At 71.6% G+C, this 14082-nt stretch carries 18 protein-coding genes; 8 read left to right on the forward strand and 10 right to left on the reverse strand.

Features of this window, described 5'->3' with window-relative positions; translation table 11 throughout:
- Positions 1 to 10: 10 nt before the first annotated feature.
- Positions 11 to 994: a YgfZ/GcvT domain-containing protein gene (locus tag ACH34R_RS04305; RefSeq protein ID WP_397559973.1), complete on the forward strand. Its 984-nt coding sequence runs from the start codon at positions 11 to 13 to the stop codon at positions 992 to 994.
- 25 nt (positions 995 to 1019) lie between these two features.
- On the opposite strand, the gene dtd is transcribed toward ACH34R_RS04305, so the two are convergent.
- Positions 1020 to 1445, reverse strand: coding sequence for a D-aminoacyl-tRNA deacylase (gene dtd / locus ACH34R_RS04310; protein WP_397559974.1), 426 nt, complete (start codon positions 1443 to 1445; stop codon positions 1020 to 1022).
- A 68-nt stretch (positions 1446 to 1513) separates the two neighbouring features.
- Here dtd and ACH34R_RS04315 point away from each other — a divergent pair, with 68 nt between their 5' ends.
- The gene (locus ACH34R_RS04315; RefSeq protein WP_397559975.1) at positions 1514 to 2449 is read left to right on the forward strand and encodes an asparaginase; all 936 of its coding nucleotides are present in this window, start codon (positions 1514 to 1516) and stop codon (positions 2447 to 2449) included.
- A gap of 12 nt (positions 2450 to 2461) precedes the next feature.
- Here ACH34R_RS04315 and ACH34R_RS04320 read toward each other — a convergent pair whose 3' ends face one another.
- Complete coding sequence (locus ACH34R_RS04320; RefSeq protein WP_397559976.1) at positions 2462 to 4147, reverse strand: DUF2207 domain-containing protein; 1686 nt, start codon at positions 4145 to 4147, stop codon at positions 2462 to 2464.
- Between the two features lie 253 nt (positions 4148 to 4400).
- On the opposite strand from ACH34R_RS04320, the gene ACH34R_RS04325 reads away from it, so the two are divergent.
- Positions 4401 to 4877, forward strand: coding sequence for a nucleoside deaminase (locus tag ACH34R_RS04325; protein ID WP_397559977.1), 477 nt, complete (start codon positions 4401 to 4403; stop codon positions 4875 to 4877).
- A gap of 24 nt (positions 4878 to 4901) precedes the next feature.
- Here the strand turns inward: ACH34R_RS04325 and ACH34R_RS04330 are convergent, their stop codons facing one another.
- Complete coding sequence (locus ACH34R_RS04330) at positions 4902 to 5636, reverse strand: alanyl-tRNA editing protein (RefSeq protein WP_397559978.1); 735 nt, start codon at positions 5634 to 5636, stop codon at positions 4902 to 4904.
- A 145-nt stretch (positions 5637 to 5781) separates the two neighbouring features.
- Here ACH34R_RS04330 and ACH34R_RS04335 point away from each other — a divergent pair, with 145 nt between their 5' ends.
- Complete coding sequence (locus tag ACH34R_RS04335) at positions 5782 to 6558, forward strand: SGNH/GDSL hydrolase family protein (protein ID WP_397559979.1); 777 nt, start codon at positions 5782 to 5784, stop codon at positions 6556 to 6558.
- A gap of 45 nt (positions 6559 to 6603) precedes the next feature.
- Here the strand turns inward: ACH34R_RS04335 and ACH34R_RS04340 are convergent, their stop codons facing one another.
- On the reverse strand, positions 6604 to 6912 hold the full coding sequence (locus ACH34R_RS04340; RefSeq protein ID WP_233508534.1) for a DUF2516 family protein: 309 nt from the start codon (positions 6910 to 6912) through the stop codon (positions 6604 to 6606).
- A 345-nt stretch (positions 6913 to 7257) separates the two neighbouring features.
- Here ACH34R_RS04340 and ACH34R_RS04345 point away from each other — a divergent pair, with 345 nt between their 5' ends.
- Both ACH34R_RS04345 and ACH34R_RS04350 read left to right on the forward strand, forming a co-directional pair.
- Entirely contained in the window at positions 7258 to 7491 is a 234-nt protein-coding gene (locus ACH34R_RS04345) for a hypothetical protein (RefSeq protein WP_397559980.1), read from the forward strand.
- A 93-nt stretch (positions 7492 to 7584) separates the two neighbouring features.
- The gene (locus ACH34R_RS04350) at positions 7585 to 8067 is read left to right on the forward strand and encodes a hypothetical protein (RefSeq protein WP_397559981.1); all 483 of its coding nucleotides are present in this window, start codon (positions 7585 to 7587) and stop codon (positions 8065 to 8067) included.
- A 77-nt stretch (positions 8068 to 8144) separates the two neighbouring features.
- On the opposite strand, the gene ACH34R_RS04355 is transcribed toward ACH34R_RS04350, so the two are convergent.
- From ACH34R_RS04355 to ACH34R_RS04370, 4 genes are all read right to left on the reverse strand, one after another.
- Positions 8145 to 8576, reverse strand: a complete 432-nt coding sequence (locus ACH34R_RS04355; protein WP_397559982.1) for a hypothetical protein — start codon at positions 8574 to 8576, stop codon at positions 8145 to 8147.
- A 3-nt stretch (positions 8577 to 8579) separates the two neighbouring features.
- The gene (locus ACH34R_RS04360; protein WP_111169326.1) at positions 8580 to 9095 is read right to left on the reverse strand and encodes a helix-turn-helix domain-containing protein; all 516 of its coding nucleotides are present in this window, start codon (positions 9093 to 9095) and stop codon (positions 8580 to 8582) included.
- A 70-nt stretch (positions 9096 to 9165) separates the two neighbouring features.
- Positions 9166 to 10092 (reverse strand): M56 family metallopeptidase, encoded by a 927-nt coding sequence (locus ACH34R_RS04365; protein ID WP_397559983.1) that lies wholly within the window; start codon positions 10090 to 10092, stop codon positions 9166 to 9168.
- A complete protein-coding gene (locus ACH34R_RS04370; RefSeq protein WP_199537117.1) occupies positions 10089 to 10445 on the reverse strand; it encodes a BlaI/MecI/CopY family transcriptional regulator in 357 nt (118 codons plus the stop codon). The genes ACH34R_RS04365 and ACH34R_RS04370 overlap by 4 nt, the downstream gene beginning before the upstream one ends.
- Positions 10446 to 10523: 78 nt before the next feature.
- Here ACH34R_RS04370 and ACH34R_RS04375 point away from each other — a divergent pair, with 78 nt between their 5' ends.
- On the forward strand, positions 10524 to 11057 hold the full coding sequence (locus ACH34R_RS04375; RefSeq protein WP_111169328.1) for an O-acetyl-ADP-ribose deacetylase: 534 nt from the start codon (positions 10524 to 10526) through the stop codon (positions 11055 to 11057).
- On the opposite strand, the gene ACH34R_RS04380 is transcribed toward ACH34R_RS04375, so the two are convergent.
- Both ACH34R_RS04380 and ACH34R_RS04385 read right to left on the reverse strand, forming a co-directional pair.
- A complete protein-coding gene (locus ACH34R_RS04380) occupies positions 11054 to 11890 on the reverse strand; it encodes a class I SAM-dependent methyltransferase (RefSeq protein ID WP_397559984.1) in 837 nt (278 codons plus the stop codon). The two genes, ACH34R_RS04375 and ACH34R_RS04380, sit on opposite strands and share 4 nt — an antisense overlap.
- A 29-nt stretch (positions 11891 to 11919) precedes the next feature.
- The gene (locus ACH34R_RS04385; protein WP_397559985.1) at positions 11920 to 12666 is read right to left on the reverse strand and encodes an SDR family NAD(P)-dependent oxidoreductase; all 747 of its coding nucleotides are present in this window, start codon (positions 12664 to 12666) and stop codon (positions 11920 to 11922) included.
- A 162-nt stretch (positions 12667 to 12828) separates the two neighbouring features.
- On the opposite strand from ACH34R_RS04385, the gene mshA reads away from it, so the two are divergent.
- Positions 12829 to 14067: a D-inositol-3-phosphate glycosyltransferase gene (gene mshA, locus ACH34R_RS04390; RefSeq protein ID WP_397560454.1), complete on the forward strand. Its 1239-nt coding sequence runs from the start codon at positions 12829 to 12831 to the stop codon at positions 14065 to 14067.
- Positions 14068 to 14082 lie beyond the last annotated feature (15 nt).

A 14082-nucleotide genomic window follows, 5' to 3' on the forward strand; every position in this document is an offset into this window, starting at 1 on the left:
TCTGAGTGCCATGTCCAGCCCTTTGCTCAAGACGCCAGGCGCGGTGGCCGCCGAAGGCCCCGACGCGGGAGTGGCCGCCCACTACGGCGAGCCGTACGCCGAGCAGCGTGCGCTGGCGGCCGGGGAGGCGGTGGTCGACCGGAGCAACCGCGAGGTCGTCTCGATCACCGGCCCCGACCGGCTGCGCTGGCTCAACGACCTCACCTCGCAGAAACTCGACATCCTCCAGCCCGGCGAGCCCGCGCAGACGCTGTTCCTCGACGGGCAGGGCCGGGTGGAGCATCACCTGACGCTCGTGGACGACGGAAAGACCGTGTGGGGCCATGTCGATCCCGGGGCGGGCGCCGCGCTGGTCGACTGGCTGGAGCGGATGCGGTTCATGCTGCGCGTCGAGGTGGCCGACGAGACCGCCCGCTATGCCGTGGTCTCGCACATGGCCGATGACCTGCCGCTGCCCGAGGGCGCCATCGCGATCGGCCACGACGTGCTGCTGCCGCGCGCCGAGCTGGAAAAGCACCTCGGCCTGCGCCTGGCCGGGCTGTGGGCCTACGAGGCGCTGCGGGTGGCCGGCCACCGGCCGCGCCTCGGTTTCGAGACCGACCACAAGACCATCCCGCACGAGGTGGGCTGGATCGGGCCGGCCGTCCACCTGTCCAAGGGGTGCTACCGGGGCCAGGAGACCGTGGCCCGGGTCCACAACATCGGGCATCCGCCGCGCCGCCTGGTGTTCCTGCACCTCGACGGTAGTGTGGACAAGCTGCCCGCGCACGGCGCGCCCGTCAGCGCCGATGACGGCGAGACGGTCGGCTTCGTCGGCACCGCCGCGCGCCACCACGAGCTGGGGCCGGTGGCGCTGGCCGTGGTCAAGCGCACGGTCCCGGTGGAGGCGACGCTGCTCGCCGACGGTGTGGCCGCCACCCAGGAGGTCGTCGTGCCGCCCGACGCGGGCCGCAACGTGGCGGTCGACCCGGCGCTGCGCCGCCGGTTGCGCTGAGGCTCGCCGCCGGTTGTGCTGAGGCTCACACGTCCACGATCAGGGTGATCGGCCCGTCGTTCACCAGCGCGACCCGCATGTCCGCGCCGAAGACGCCGGTCTCGACGTGGGCGCCGAGCGCGCGCAGCTCGGCGACCACGGCGTCCACCAGGGGCTCGGCGACGGGCCCCGGGGCCGCCGCCTGCCAGGTCGGGCGGCGGCCCTTGCGGGCGTCGCCGTACAGCGTGAACTGACTGATCACCAGCAGCGGGGCCGCGACGTCCGAGCACGACTTCTCGCCGTGCAGGATGCGCAGCCCCCACAGCTTGGCGGCCAGCCGCCCCGCCTCGGCGGGTGTGTCGCCATGCGTCACGCCCACGAGCACCAGCAGCCCTGGCTCGTCGATCGCGCCCACGACCGAACCGTCCACCGACACCGACGCGGAACTCGCCCGCTGCACCACTGCTCGCATGCCTGCGAATTCTGCCAGCCGGGCCGCTGCTTACACTCATCCGGGGAGACGGGCGATAGAGGGGCGATATGGAGACATTGGTCATCGAGGTGGTACGTTCCGGCTTCGTGGAGTCCGTGCACCGGGCGCGGGTGTTCGCGGCGGGGGCGGACGGGTCGGTCGTCGCGGCGTACGGGCCGGTGGACGCGCTGGTGTCCCCCCGATCGTCGATGAAGCCGCTCCAGGCCCTCGGCATGCTGCGCGCGGGGCTCGACCTCGACGGCGAACTCCTCGCGCTGGCCTGTGCCAGCCACTCGGGGGAGACGTTCCACACCGACGGCGTACGCAAGATCCTGGCCGGCGCGGGCCTCGGCGAAGACGCCCTGGGCTGCCCGGCCGACCTGCCCGAGCACGCCGAGTCGCGGCGGCAGGTGCTGCGGTCGGGCGGCGAGGCCGCCCGGATCACCATGAACTGCTCCGGCAAGCACGCCGCCATGCTGGCCACCTGCGTGCTGCACGGCTGGCCGACGGCCGGCTACCTCGACCCGGCCCACCCGCTGCAACGCGAGATCCGGGCGACCGTCACCGAACTCACCGGCGAGCGGATCGCCGCCTCCGGAGTGGACGGCTGCGGCGCGCCGCTGTTCTTCGTGTCGATGGTCGGTGTGGTCCGGGCGTTCCGGGCGTTCGGCACGGCGGCGGAGGGCACGCCCGAGCGCCGGATCGCCGACGCGATGCGCGCCCATCCGCACTGGACCTCGGGCACCGAACGGCCGGAGGCGGCGCTGATGCGGGCCGTACCGGGGCTGCTGCTGAAGGCGGGCGCGGAGGGCTTCGACGCCTTCGCCCTGGACGACGGCAGGGCCGCGGCCGTCAAGATCGAGGACGGCGGGGCGCGGGCCAGGGTGCCCGCCACCGTCGCCGCGCTGCGGGCCCTCGGCGTGACCGCCCCTGCGCTCGACGAACTCGCCGCGCCGGCGGTGCTCGGCGGCGGTGGCCCGGTCGGTGAGATCCGGGTCCGTTAGCGGTTTGTGGTGTTAGAGGCTTCTGAACTGCCGGGCGGCCGAGATCGCGCCCGAGGTGGTGGTGGTGAAGGTCCGCATCGACCCGGCGAACTTCGACAGGTCCCACTCGGCCGGCCCGTGGTACCAGTACAGGTTGTCCGCCGGGTGGCCGTTGCCGTTGACCGAGGCCACCACCCGGGCCCAGCGGTCCACATTGTCGAAGACGACCGCGTAGGGCAGGTAGCGGGAGAACACTTCGACCCGTTTGTCGGGTGGCACCCGGTCGAGGTCGCCCGCGGCCAGATATTCACGGAAGCCGAGGGTGTGGGCGAGGGCCGCCGCGCCCTTGGCGGTCTTGGCCGGCATGTACTGCCCGCCCATGGCCAGCGCCGCGCCCGCGATGATGACGGCCAGCCCGAGCAGGCCGTACGTGGTGAACCAGGCCAGCGCCACGGTCGCGAGCACCCCCGCCACCGTGAGCGCGGCCCCGGCGATCGTCCAGCGGGTCCGTACGCCGTCCGGGCGGCGGGCGAACCAGCCCTGCGTGACGACGTCGGAATAGAGCGCGTCGCGCACCCCCGCGAGCCCGGCGGCGAACGAACCGTGCAGGTCGGACAGCCGTACGGCGTCGCGACCGTCGAAGATCGCGTCGTACAGCGCCCGCTCGTAGGGCAGCAGCGACGAGACCGGGGCGTCCGGGAGCTTGACCAGCATCCAGTCCGGCGCGTCGTAGGTCTGCCGCGGCTGCTCGTCGATCCGCAGGTAGCCGCGTACGGCGAGATCCACGATGGAGGCGGTCACGTCGATCACGTCGGCCTGCTCGTCGAGCAGGGTGCCGACCTGGCCGGGGCGCACGCCGTCCGGCGGGGTGAAGTGGCCGTCGCGCAGCGGGTCCAGTGCGCCGGACTCGTGCCCGACCACGCGGGCGTCGCGGCCCCTGGTCCAGTACAGCAGGCCGACGCCGCCGAGCAGTACCACCAGCAGCCCGGCCAGCGCGCCGCCGGTCACCGCGTTCACCGTGAACGCGTTGGACAGCTCGAACCTGCGCTCAAGGATCGGCGTGCCGCCGCTGGTGCCCTTCAGGTAGCCCATGATCACGGTGAGCGTCTCGCCGCTGCCCAGGCCCTGCTGCTCGAAGTCGCCGGTCGCGCCGGTGTGGTCCATCGAGGCCGCCGTGCAGGGCAGGGCGGAGGCGAGCGGGCCGGCCACGCAGGAGAGGTTCTGGATCTGCGCGCTGCCGGCGACCTTGACGGTGGCCTGCTCGACCCGCGCCGACCAGCCGCCCGCCGCGTGCCAGCGCAGCTCCTCGCCGCCGCCGATGGGGGTGATCACGCCCTTGACGTCGTACTCCAGCGTGGCGGTGCCGCTGGGGCCGCCGGTGACGGTGATGGTGTCGCCGGCCAGCCTGCCGTCGCCCTTGAGGCCGGAGATCGTGTAGAGGCGGTCGTTCGCGTCGTCGTACCTGGTCCGCGTGACGAACGTCCTGGCTGGCGCGCCGCCCTCGTAGGTCACGGTCTCCTTGACGTGGACCACCCCGCCGGGGCGGAGGGTCAGCTCGACGGCGTCCGTTTTGATCACCCCGGCCGCGCTGTGCGCGGCGGCCGTGGAGGTGGGCAGCGCAAGGAGAAAAGCCGTGGAGAGCGCCGTGCCGAAAGCGATCATGACCGCCAGACCGGAGGTCGTACGGACGGCCGCCCGGCGCATAAGAGATCCCGCCATGGCAGGTCAGCCTACCGAGAATCCGAAGGTGGCAACGGACACACGGTATTGATTGCGATATTTCATGAAAATTAGAACTTTTCGTGTGAAGCGGGGATTTAAGGGGGGGAGGGGCTTTGTGATCGACCATTCCCCGACGCCGTTCACCGGCGGGTGGGTCGCGAACCTCTAGCATTACCGGGAAGTCGCACATCTGGTATTCGGATTCGGGTGCGAGGGGTCCGGGGGTTGGGGATCGGGGGATGGGGTCATCATGATCGGGCAGGCGGAGTTGCGGCATCTGCGGCGGTGTGTCGAGCTGGCGAAGCAGGCGCTGGACGTCGGTGACGAGCCGTTCGGGTCGGTGCTGGCCGGGGCGGACGGCACGGCGCTGGCCGAAGACCACAACCATGTGGCGTCCGGCGACCGTACCCGGCATCCGGAGTTCGAGCTGGCCCGCTGGGCGGGCGCGAACATGACCCCGCGCGAGCGCGCCGCCGCGACCGTCTACACCTCGGGCGAGCACTGCCCGATGTGCTCGGCCGCGCACGCCTGGGCGGGCCTCGGCCGGATCGTGTACGTGTGCTCGTCGGCCCAGCTCATCGGGTGGCTGGCCGAATGGGGTGTGCCGGCCGGTCCGGTACGGCCGCTGCCGGTGCGGGAGGTCGCCCCCGGCGTGATCGTCGAAGGGCCCGTGCCCGAGCTGGTGGACGAGGTACGCGAACTCCACCGCCGCTTCCACCGCAGGTGACCCTGGCCCATGGGGCACACGGCCTCAGTCGGAGACGGCGATGCGCAGGCGGCGGAAGCCCTTGCCCTTGTTCTCGATCTTGGCGACCTTGATGCGGCCGATCTGCTTGGTGGAGGCGACGTGCGTACCGCCGTCCGCCTGGGTGTCCAGGCCGACGATGTCGACGATCCGGACATCCTGCACCGACTCAGGGACGAGGTTGGTCGCGGTACGGATGATGTCGGGGATCTCGAACGCCTCCGCGCGCGGCAGCACCCGGACGTCGATCCGCCGGTCGGCGACCACCTCGGAGTTGCAGGCCGCCTCCACCGCCTCCTTGAACCCCTGCGGCACCTCGGGCAGGTTGAAGTCCATTCGCGCGCTCAGCGGCTCCATGTTGCCGCCGGTGACCAGAGCGCCATAATCGCGGAAGACCACACCGCAAAGGACGTGCAGCGCCGAATGGGTACGCATCAGGGCGGACCGCCGGTCGTCCGCCACAGCGGCCGAAACCGTGGTGCCGGGCGGCGGCAGCGGGTCGCCCTCGGCGGGAATCAGATAGAGGTCATCGCCCTTGCGCACGCCGGCGATCCTGGTCTCCACGCCTTGCCATATCAGCACTCCGTGATCGGCGGGCTGGCCGCCTCCACCCGGATAGAATGCCGACTTGCTGAGCACGATCCCTTCTGGCGACGCTTCGAGCACCACCGCTTCCCAGTCGCGTAGATTCTGGTCGGCGAGTTCGAGGCGGAGAGTTCTTCCGTGCAGGTCGCTGCTCATATCGGCAGCTTAGGGGTCCCGAGAGGCGGTTATGCGCGGTCCAGCCCGAGCGCATCGCTCGTTGACGTACCGCACCATCCCCTCCCCGCCCCACCCCCTCGGCGAGGCCCCGGGCGTGCGGCGGCGCTTATCGCGAGGCAAGGGTGTGGCGCCCGCGGCGCGGGGCCGGGTCTTACGGCGGGGGCTGGCCGCGGTGGCCGGCGCCGCCGTACTGCTCGTGGCCGGGTGCGGCGGGGCGGCGCCGGAGACGAACCGCACCACACGGGTGTCCCCGCCGTCGGTGACGCACCGGGCGCCTGTCGTGATGGCCGTCGGCGACAGTTTCACCGTCGGGTCCGGGCCGGTGCGGAGCTGGAACACCTACCTCGCCGCCGCGGCGCGGCAGCTCGGCTGGCAGCCGGTCATCGCGGGCGCGGCCGGTACCGGCTACCTCAATCGCGGCAAGGCCGGACGCAACTTCCTGGCCTCCTTCACCGAGGAACTGGCCTGGCGGCCCGCCCCGGACCTGCTGATCGTCTCGGGCGGGCACAACGACCGCAGGTGGTCGCCGGCGCGGGTATCGGCCGCGTGCCACCGGCTGCTGACCACCGTGAAGAAGCAGTGGCCGCGCACGCGCGTCATCGTCATCGGCCCGATCTGGATGACCGCCCCGCCGTCGTGGGCGGAGGGCGTCAAGGGCGCGGTGTCCTCGGCCGCCCGCCGGGCGAAGGTGCCCTTCCTGGACCCGCTGCCCGAGCTGGCGACCATGATCGACCAGCCGGAGGGAGCGGGCGCGGTGGACGAGGTGGCGAGGCAGCCGGACGCGCGGTCCGGCGGCTCGGAGCTGGTACTGCCCGACGGAGTACATCCGACGCTGCTCGGACACCGGCGGCTGGGTAAATGGCTGGTGGACTCGCTGCGCTCGATGCCGCTGTCCGGGTGAGAGCCCTCGGCTCACCGGGGCTCTCGCTCTACCAGGGCTCTTGGCTTACCAGGGGCCGTAAGGGCCGGAGCTGCCGCCCTTGCCGATCCCCTTGACGGCGGGGCGGACGTCGGCCAGGTAGACCCCGGCCGCGATCACCGACAGGATCGACAGCAGCCCGATGGACAGGATGAACTGCACGGCGGCGGAGAACGAGAAGAGCGTCGCGAAGGCCAGAATGATCAGCCAGAGCTGCTTGGTCTGCTTCCCGGCGATGGCGAACGCCCTGGCCGGCGTGCGGATCGCGTGAATCAGCGCGAAGGCCGACATCGCGAACGCGGCGACGCCGAGCACCCAGTAGATCAGACTCAACATTCCGTGCACTGCACCCATGGTCGCCGCTCCCGTCATACCCCGGCCAGCCTACGGATCCCACACTAACGGCCAACCGATCGATCCCCGCGCTCCGAACCTCTTCCGTTACCTCCTAACGCTCCGCCCCCGCCCAAAGTTTCCCGCTCCGACCTCCCTGCTGCATGCGGGGACAGGCGGCACCTGCCCTGCGGGGGCTCGATGGATTGAGGGTCATAATTCCTATTTGTCAAGCCTTAATTGGGAGTTACATCGCTCTGGTCATTTGACAGCCTACTGAACTATGCTAAATCACTCCAAACTTCTCGCCGCCTTGACCTTTGCCGCATGCCGAATGAGGAGAGCAGCGTGGGTGAGCCCAGCAGGCAGGCAATGGAGGCCGCGTTGGCACGGATCCAGCGGTTGTCCGACGACAACTGGTGGGTGCTCAATGAATCCTGCCGGCTCATGGAGAACGAGGCGTGGGTGGGGTCCACGGGTGCGGGTTTCGGGACCGACGTACACGGCATGCAGAAAGACGTTCGTGCCATGCTCACCCGCGCGGTGGCCGACGCCAGGGCCAAACTGGCGACCACGACATGAGCTCCGAGCCCGGCTTCAGCGGCGGCCTTGGCCTCTTCCGGATGCTCGGCCGGGCAGGGAAGGCCCGCACCGAGTCCGAGGGCGGAACGTATCGTGGATTCGGCCCCATATTTGTGCGAGGTCGTTCCGGAAAAGGCCCTGCGGCAGGTCACCGGCTTCACCGGCCCGTTGAAGGACTACACCAGCGGCCAGTGGGCGATGTCCGGGAACTGTTTGATGCAGGATGTCACGCCGAGTCCGCTGTCACTTGGGTGGGGACGGAAGGATGGCGAGAAGGTTCTTGAGCGGTTACATGGTGGGGTGTTCGCTCAGTACAACCCGACACCGTTACCCGCCGAAATGGGCACCGGCTCGGTCCTGATCCATCCTCGGCCGCCGTCGACGATCGATCCGAATGACGTGATCGCGATCTTCCGATGCGGGGACGTCCGGCCGTGGATTCACATGTCGCTGCCCCGCGTCGCCCCTGGTCGTGATCCCGTCAAAGACCTGACCGACCTGATGCGGATCGCCCAGAAGCGCTACGGCGAGCTGCATGACTGCACTCCGGCCCCGCTCGGCGAGGCCGATCAATAGCCCGGCTGAGGGAGCGGGCCGACGGTCCCAGGGCGGCCGGTGTGGGCCTAGCGCCCCGGGACCGTCGGTGGGGCGGGTCAGGGCCTCTTGGTGCCGGCGGGCTTGCGCGGTGTGGTCTTGCGCGGGGCCGGCTTGGCGATGGGCGGCTTGGCGGCATCGGAGACGTCTTCGAGTTCCAGGGCGGCCTCGCCGCTGACGCGGCCGACGACCTTGCGGCCCCGGTCGGCGAACTCGTCGTACAGCTCGGTGGCCCGGACGGTCACGGTGTCGGCGTAGCCCTTGGCCTTGACCGGCAGGTCCTTGGCGTAGCCCTCGGCCTTGGCGGCGTACTCGCGGGCCTTGGTCGGCAGGTCCTTCGCAGTCTGGCCGAGATCGCCGCGGCGGGACTGGAGCTTCTCCAGGCGGCCGGGGATCTCGCGCAGCTTCTGGATCGCGAAGTCGCCGGCCCCGGCGACCGCGTAGAAGGGCTTGGATTCGGTGAGCTTCTTGACCTCGGTGGCGAGTGTCATGGGTTAACCTTCCTTGGTTCGCGGAGTGGCGTTGCCGTTGCCGGTGTAGTGGTCCTCCGCCACGAAGGGCTCAAGCGTGGCGGCGAAGGACTCGGGCAGCGGGTCGTCGTCGCTCTCGGCGGGCTCCGGCCGGGGTTGCGCGTTCTGGGAGGTCTGCGTGTCCTCGGCCGGAGTGCCGGTGCGATTCTCCTTGCGAAACGACTCGTAGATGTCGATGAGAACCTGGCGCTGCCGTCCGGACAGGAACGTGTCGGCGCGGATCGCGGCGACCACGTCACTGTCGGCCTCACGGTGCTCGATCAGGCCGGCCTGCACATAAAGCGCCTGTGCGGAGATGTGCAGGCCCTTGGCGATCTGGTTGAGGATCTCCGCGCTGGGCTTGCGCAGCCCGCGCTCGATCTGGCTCAGATACGGGTTGGAGACACCGGCCGCGGCGGAGAGCTGACGAAGCGAGATCTTCGCCTGCTTGCGCTGCTCGCGGATGTACTCCCCGATCGAGCCGACCTTCGGTAGTGCCATACCACCAGTCTGCCCCACGCTGCTTGCAATTGCAATCAGGGGGCTAGCTGTAGCTAGCGGCGGGCGGGCGTCAGTGCGGCAGCAGCCAGAGCAGCGGGGCGGACACGGCCAGCGAGACGGCGAGGGTCAGGGCGAGGGCGCGAATCCGGCGGGGGAGGGCAGGACCGGGGGTGACCAGGCGCTCCACCCTGAGCATCACGCCGGTGTGGCTGCCGCCGATGGCCCCGAGCGCGCCGTGCGGCGTCGGCACCGGCTCGGCCGTACCGAACCGGAGCAGCGCGGTGGCCAGCCGGCGCGGCGAGCAGAACCGCCTGGCCCGGTCGTCGGCGGCCATCTCGATGAGCAGCTCGACCATGGCCTGGGTGTCGCGCACCACCGCCGACCACGGCAGCACCCGGCGCAGCGCCGAGAACGGCAGCAGCACCAGGTCGTGCCGCTCCCGCACATGGGCCGACTCGTGCGCGAGCACGGCGGCCAGCTCGTCGGGGGAGAGCAGGCGCAGCGCGCCCGCGCTGATCACCACCTGGGAGCGCAGCCCGGGCAGGCAGTAGGCGGCGGCGCCGGGGTGGTCGACCACCCGCACGCCGGGCACCTCGGGGTCATCGCGCGAGATGAGCGCGAGCAGCGCCCGGTGCCGGCGCCTGGCCCGGATGGTCTGCACGGCGGCTGCGGCGGTCACCGTGATCAGCACCACGAGCAGGCTCACGCCCGCGATGAAGGCCAGGACGTGCGGCAGGTCGTAGGCGTCGCGCGGGCCGTAGCCGCCGGTGGCCGCCGACGCGGCGAACGCGCCGAGGCCGCCGAGCACGCCCCGCTCGTAGGGCTGCAACGCGTAGGCGAGCAGCGCGCCCGTGGTGGCCAGGCCCCACGTGATGCCGACGGCCTGCCACAGCAGGATCGCGGTGCGTGGGGCGCGGTAGGTCCACCGCGCGGTGGTGAAGCGCCAGGCTCCGACCGCGCAGACCAGGGCGAGCGCCCCTAGGGCCGCCGCGGTCATTCCTCCTCCAGCTCCGTGAGGGCCTTGCGCAGGATGTCGGCCTCGTCGCCGGAGACGGCCTTGGCGAAGCGCGTCAGCGCCGCCGACCGGTCGCCGGTCAGGTCGAGGGCCTCCAGCATGAGCTCCGCGATGTAGGCGTCGCGGCTGGCGGCGGGCTGGTAGCGCCAGGCCCGGCCGTCGCGGGTGCGGTGCAGGAAGCCCTTGCGGGTGAGGCGGTCGAGGACCGTCATGACCGTCGTGGGGGCCAGGTCGCGGTCGGCGATGTGCTTGCCGACCTCGCGGGCGGTGGCGGGCGCCTGCTGCGCCCACAGGATGTCCATGATGCTGCGTTCGAGCTCGCCGAGACCCTTCACGCCATCCAGGGTAACCTGCGAGCGACGAGCCGTAGTACTACGGGTCGTCGAGCGAGCCTGGGAAGGGGACGGGCCGGCATGCGGATCACCCTGGTGCAGGGGGACATCACCGAGCAGCGCGCGGACGCGATCGTCAACGCGGCCAACTCCTCGCTGCTCGGCGGCGGGGGCGTGGACGGCGCGATCCACCGCCGCGGCGGACCGGAGATCCTCGCCGAGTGCCGCGCGCTGCGCGCCTCGGCATATGACAAGGGGCTGCCGACCGGACAGGCCGTGGCCACCACGGCGGGCCGGCTCCCGGCCCGCTGGGTGATCCACACGGTCGGCCCGGTCTACTCCAGGTCGGAGGACCGTTCGCATCTGCTCGCCTCCTGCTATCGGGCCTCGCTCGGCGTCGCCGCGGAACTCGGCGCGCACACCGTCGCCTTCCCGGCGATTTCCACGGGTATCTATGGCTGGCCGCTCGATGACGGGGCCAGGATCGCGCTCAAGACCGTGCGCGAGACCCCCGCCCCCGGTATCGAGGAGGTCAGCTTCGTGCTGTTCGATGCCACAGCCTACGCCGAGTTCGATCGAGCGCTGCGCGGCCCCGGCCAGGCTGTGGAAAACTAGCCCGCTCGCCCGGCGCCCGCCTGTGGAAAACCCGGGGCCACGGCCGCCCACGGCAGTGTCAGCTCGCCGAGCCGCCAGCGGGCGCGCCCGCCCAGCGGGGGCCGGGTGAGCACCGGCCAGGTGCGGGCCAGCGTCTCCACCGTCGCGGCCCAGCGCTGGCGCACCCCGTACGCCGCGTACGGCGAGCACACCGCCCATGCCCGATCGAGATCCTGGAACAGGTCGTGCACCGGCTCGCCGGGCACGTTGCGGTGAATGAGCGCCTTCGGCAGCCGCTCGGCCAGGTCCGAGGGCCGGTCGAACCCGGTGAACCGGGTGGAGAGCGTGAGCGTGCGCGGCCCCGAGGCGTCCAGCCCCACCCAGGCCGCCCGGTGGCCGACCTCCGAGCACGTCCCTTCCACGATCACGCCGTCCGCGGCGATCCGGGAGCGCAGCAGCCCCCACGCCGCCGCCGACTCCGCCTCGCCGTACTGACGCAGCACGTTGAACGCGCGCACGACCAGCGGCGGGCGGGCGGCCGGCAGCAGCTCGAAGCCGCCGACCGCGAACGACAGGCCCGGCCGGGCATGCGGCGCGGCGGCGGCGACCCGCTCGGGATCGATCTCGATCCCGAGGACCTCCACGTCCGGGCGGATCGCCCGCAGCCGCAGGTACAGCTCCGTGGTGGTGACGTGCGAGGCCCCGAAACCGAGATCCACGACCAGCGGGCGGGAGGCGGACCGCAGCAGCCCGCCGTACGCGGCGGCGATCCACCGGTCGGCTCGCCTGAGCCGGTTGTGGCCGGTGGTTCCGCGGGTGATCGAGCCGACCGGCCGCCGCGTGCGACCGCGCAAGGGGGACTCCAGAGGGGGAAGGCGGCGGGCTAGGGGGCGGGGGTGCGATGCACCCTGTGCTGGGCGGCCTGCGCCCGCGGGCGAATGACCATGCGGTCCACGTTGAAGTGCGCCGGCCTGGTCACCGACCACGCGATCGCGTCGGCCACGTCGTCGGCGGTCAGGGGATGCGCGACGCCCTGGTAGACCCGGTCGGCGGCCTCCTGGTCGCCGCGGAACCGGGTGAGCGCGAACTCCTCGGTGCGCACCATCCCGGGCGCGATCTCCACGACCCGCACCGGCCGGTCGTACAACTCCAGCCGCAAGGTCTCGGCCATCGACTTCTGGGCGTGCTTGGCCGCCACGTAGCCGCCGCCGCCCTCGTAGGCGACCAGCCCGGCCGTGGAGGTGAGCAGCACCAGCACCCCGTCACCGGACTCCACCAGTTTCGGGGCGAGCGCCTTGGTCATCCGCAGCGTGCCCAGCACGTTCACGTCGTACATCCGCTGCCAGTCGGCGGGGTCGGCCTCGATCACCGGCTCCAGCCCGAACGCCCCGCCGGCGTTGTTGACCAGCACGTCGCACCGGTCGAGCGCCCCGGCCAGCGCGTCCACGGACTCCTGGGAGGTGACGTCCAGCGCCATCGGGCGTACGCCCGCCACCTCGGCGGCCAGCTTCTCCAGCCGGTCCACCCGCCGGGCCGCCGCCACGACGTCGTACCCCTCCGTCGCCAGACGCCGCGCAGTCGCCCATCCGATGCCGCTGCTCGCGCCGGTCACCACAGCCGTCTTCGTCATGCTTCGCATCATTCCAGGACCCCGCCGAAGGTGCGGTCCGGGGCTTGTGATCGCATGGCGGGACAAATGCGGGAATCGTCGGTGAAATCGAGTGGTTGTAAGCCCTTCGGAGGTGGTGTCAACGTGAGGCGACGGCGGGTCCACCGGGTCGCGACGGTCAGCATGCACACGTCCCCTCTGGATCAGCCGGGCACGGGTGACGCGGGCGGCATGAACGTCTACATCGTCGAAACGGCCAAACGGCTGGCGCAGCTCGACGTCGAGGTGGAGATCTTCACCCGGCAGACGGCGCGCGACCTGCCGCCCACGGCCGAGCTCGCGCCCGGGGTGACCGTGCGGCACGTCACGGCGGGGCCGTACGAGGAGCTGGACAAGGGCGACCTGCCCGGCCAGCTCTGCGCGTTCCTGTCGGGAGTCCTGCGTACCGAGGCGTCCTACGACCCGGGCCGCTACGACGTCATCCACTCCCACTACTGGCTGTCCGGACAGGTCGGGTGGCTGGCCAAGGAGCGCTGGGGAGTGCCGCTGGTGCACACCATGCATACCATGGCCAAGGTCAAGAACCTGCTGCTCGCCGACGGCGACAAGCCCGAGCCCACCGCCCGGGTGCTGGGCGAGGAGCAGGTCGTGGACGTCGCCGACCGCCTGGTCGCCAACACCGACGCCGAGGCGCGCGAGCTGATCGACCTGTACGGCGCGCCGCCCGACCGCGTGGCCGTCGTCAACCCCGGCGTCAACCTCTCGGTCTTCCAGCCCGCCTCCAAGGGCGCCGCGCGGCACCGCCTGGGCCTTCCCGACGACGCGCACGTACTGCTGTTCGTCGGCCGCATCCAGCCGCTCAAGGCCCCCGACGTGCTGCTGCGCGCCGCCGCCAGGATGCTGATCGAGGACCCGGGGCTGCGCTCCCGCCTGATCGTGGCCTGCGTCGGCGGACCCAGCGGCAGCGGTCTGTGCCGCCCGGCGCTGCTCTCCGACCTGACCGAGTCGCTGGGCCTGACCGACGTCGTGCGCCTGGTGCCACCGGCCCCTCAGCACGAGCTGGCCGACTGGTACCGCGCCGCGGACGTGACGGTCGTGCCCTCCCACAACGAGTCCTTCGGCCTGGTCGCGCTGGAGTCCCAGGCGTGCGGCACGCCCGTGGTCGCCGCCTCGGTGGGCGGGCTGCGCACCGCCGTACGCGACGGCGTGTCCGGGCTGCTCGTCGAGGGCCACGACCCGCAGGACTGGGCGCGCGTCCTCGACGGCCTGGTACGCCGGCCCGCCTGGCGCGACCACCTGTCCAAGGGCGCGGTGGAGCATGCGGGCGCCTTCGGGTGGTCCGGTACCGCCGCGCGGCTGGCCGACGTCTACGCGGGGGCGATGGCGAACCTGCACCGATCGCCCGTGGCCCTCACTTCCTGAGCCCGTATGGTGGTG

Source organism: Spongiactinospora sp. 9N601 (assembly GCF_044326295.1).
GTDB classification, from domain to species: Bacteria; Actinomycetota; Actinomycetes; order Streptosporangiales; family Streptosporangiaceae; genus Spongiactinospora; species Spongiactinospora gelatinilytica.

Coding starts and splice junctions, on each gene's coding strand:
- ACH34R_RS04305 (WP_397559973.1), top strand. CDS start 11: ATGTCCAGCCCTTTGCTCAAGACGCCAGGCGCGGTGGCCGCCGAAGGC.
- dtd (WP_397559974.1), bottom strand. CDS start 1,445: ATGCGAGCAGTGGTGCAGCGGGCGAGTTCCGCGTCGGTGTCGGTGGAC.
- ACH34R_RS04315 (WP_397559975.1), top strand. CDS start 1,514: ATGGAGACATTGGTCATCGAGGTGGTACGTTCCGGCTTCGTGGAGTCC.
- ACH34R_RS04320 (WP_397559976.1), bottom strand. CDS start 4,147: ATGGCGGGATCTCTTATGCGCCGGGCGGCCGTCCGTACGACCTCCGGT.
- ACH34R_RS04325 (WP_397559977.1), top strand. CDS start 4,401: ATGATCGGGCAGGCGGAGTTGCGGCATCTGCGGCGGTGTGTCGAGCTG.
- ACH34R_RS04330 (WP_397559978.1), bottom strand. CDS start 5,636: ATGAGCAGCGACCTGCACGGAAGAACTCTCCGCCTCGAACTCGCCGAC.
- ACH34R_RS04340 (WP_233508534.1), bottom strand. CDS start 6,912: ATGTTGAGTCTGATCTACTGGGTGCTCGGCGTCGCCGCGTTCGCGATG.
- ACH34R_RS04355 (WP_397559982.1), bottom strand. CDS start 8,576: ATGACACTCGCCACCGAGGTCAAGAAGCTCACCGAATCCAAGCCCTTC.
- ACH34R_RS04360 (WP_111169326.1), bottom strand. CDS start 9,095: ATGGCACTACCGAAGGTCGGCTCGATCGGGGAGTACATCCGCGAGCAG.
- ACH34R_RS04365 (WP_397559983.1), bottom strand. CDS start 10,092: ATGACCGCGGCGGCCCTAGGGGCGCTCGCCCTGGTCTGCGCGGTCGGA.
- ACH34R_RS04375 (WP_111169328.1), top strand. CDS start 10,524: ATGCGGATCACCCTGGTGCAGGGGGACATCACCGAGCAGCGCGCGGAC.
- ACH34R_RS04385 (WP_397559985.1), bottom strand. CDS start 12,666: ATGACGAAGACGGCTGTGGTGACCGGCGCGAGCAGCGGCATCGGATGG.
- mshA (WP_397560454.1), top strand. CDS start 12,829: ATGCACACGTCCCCTCTGGATCAGCCGGGCACGGGTGACGCGGGCGGC.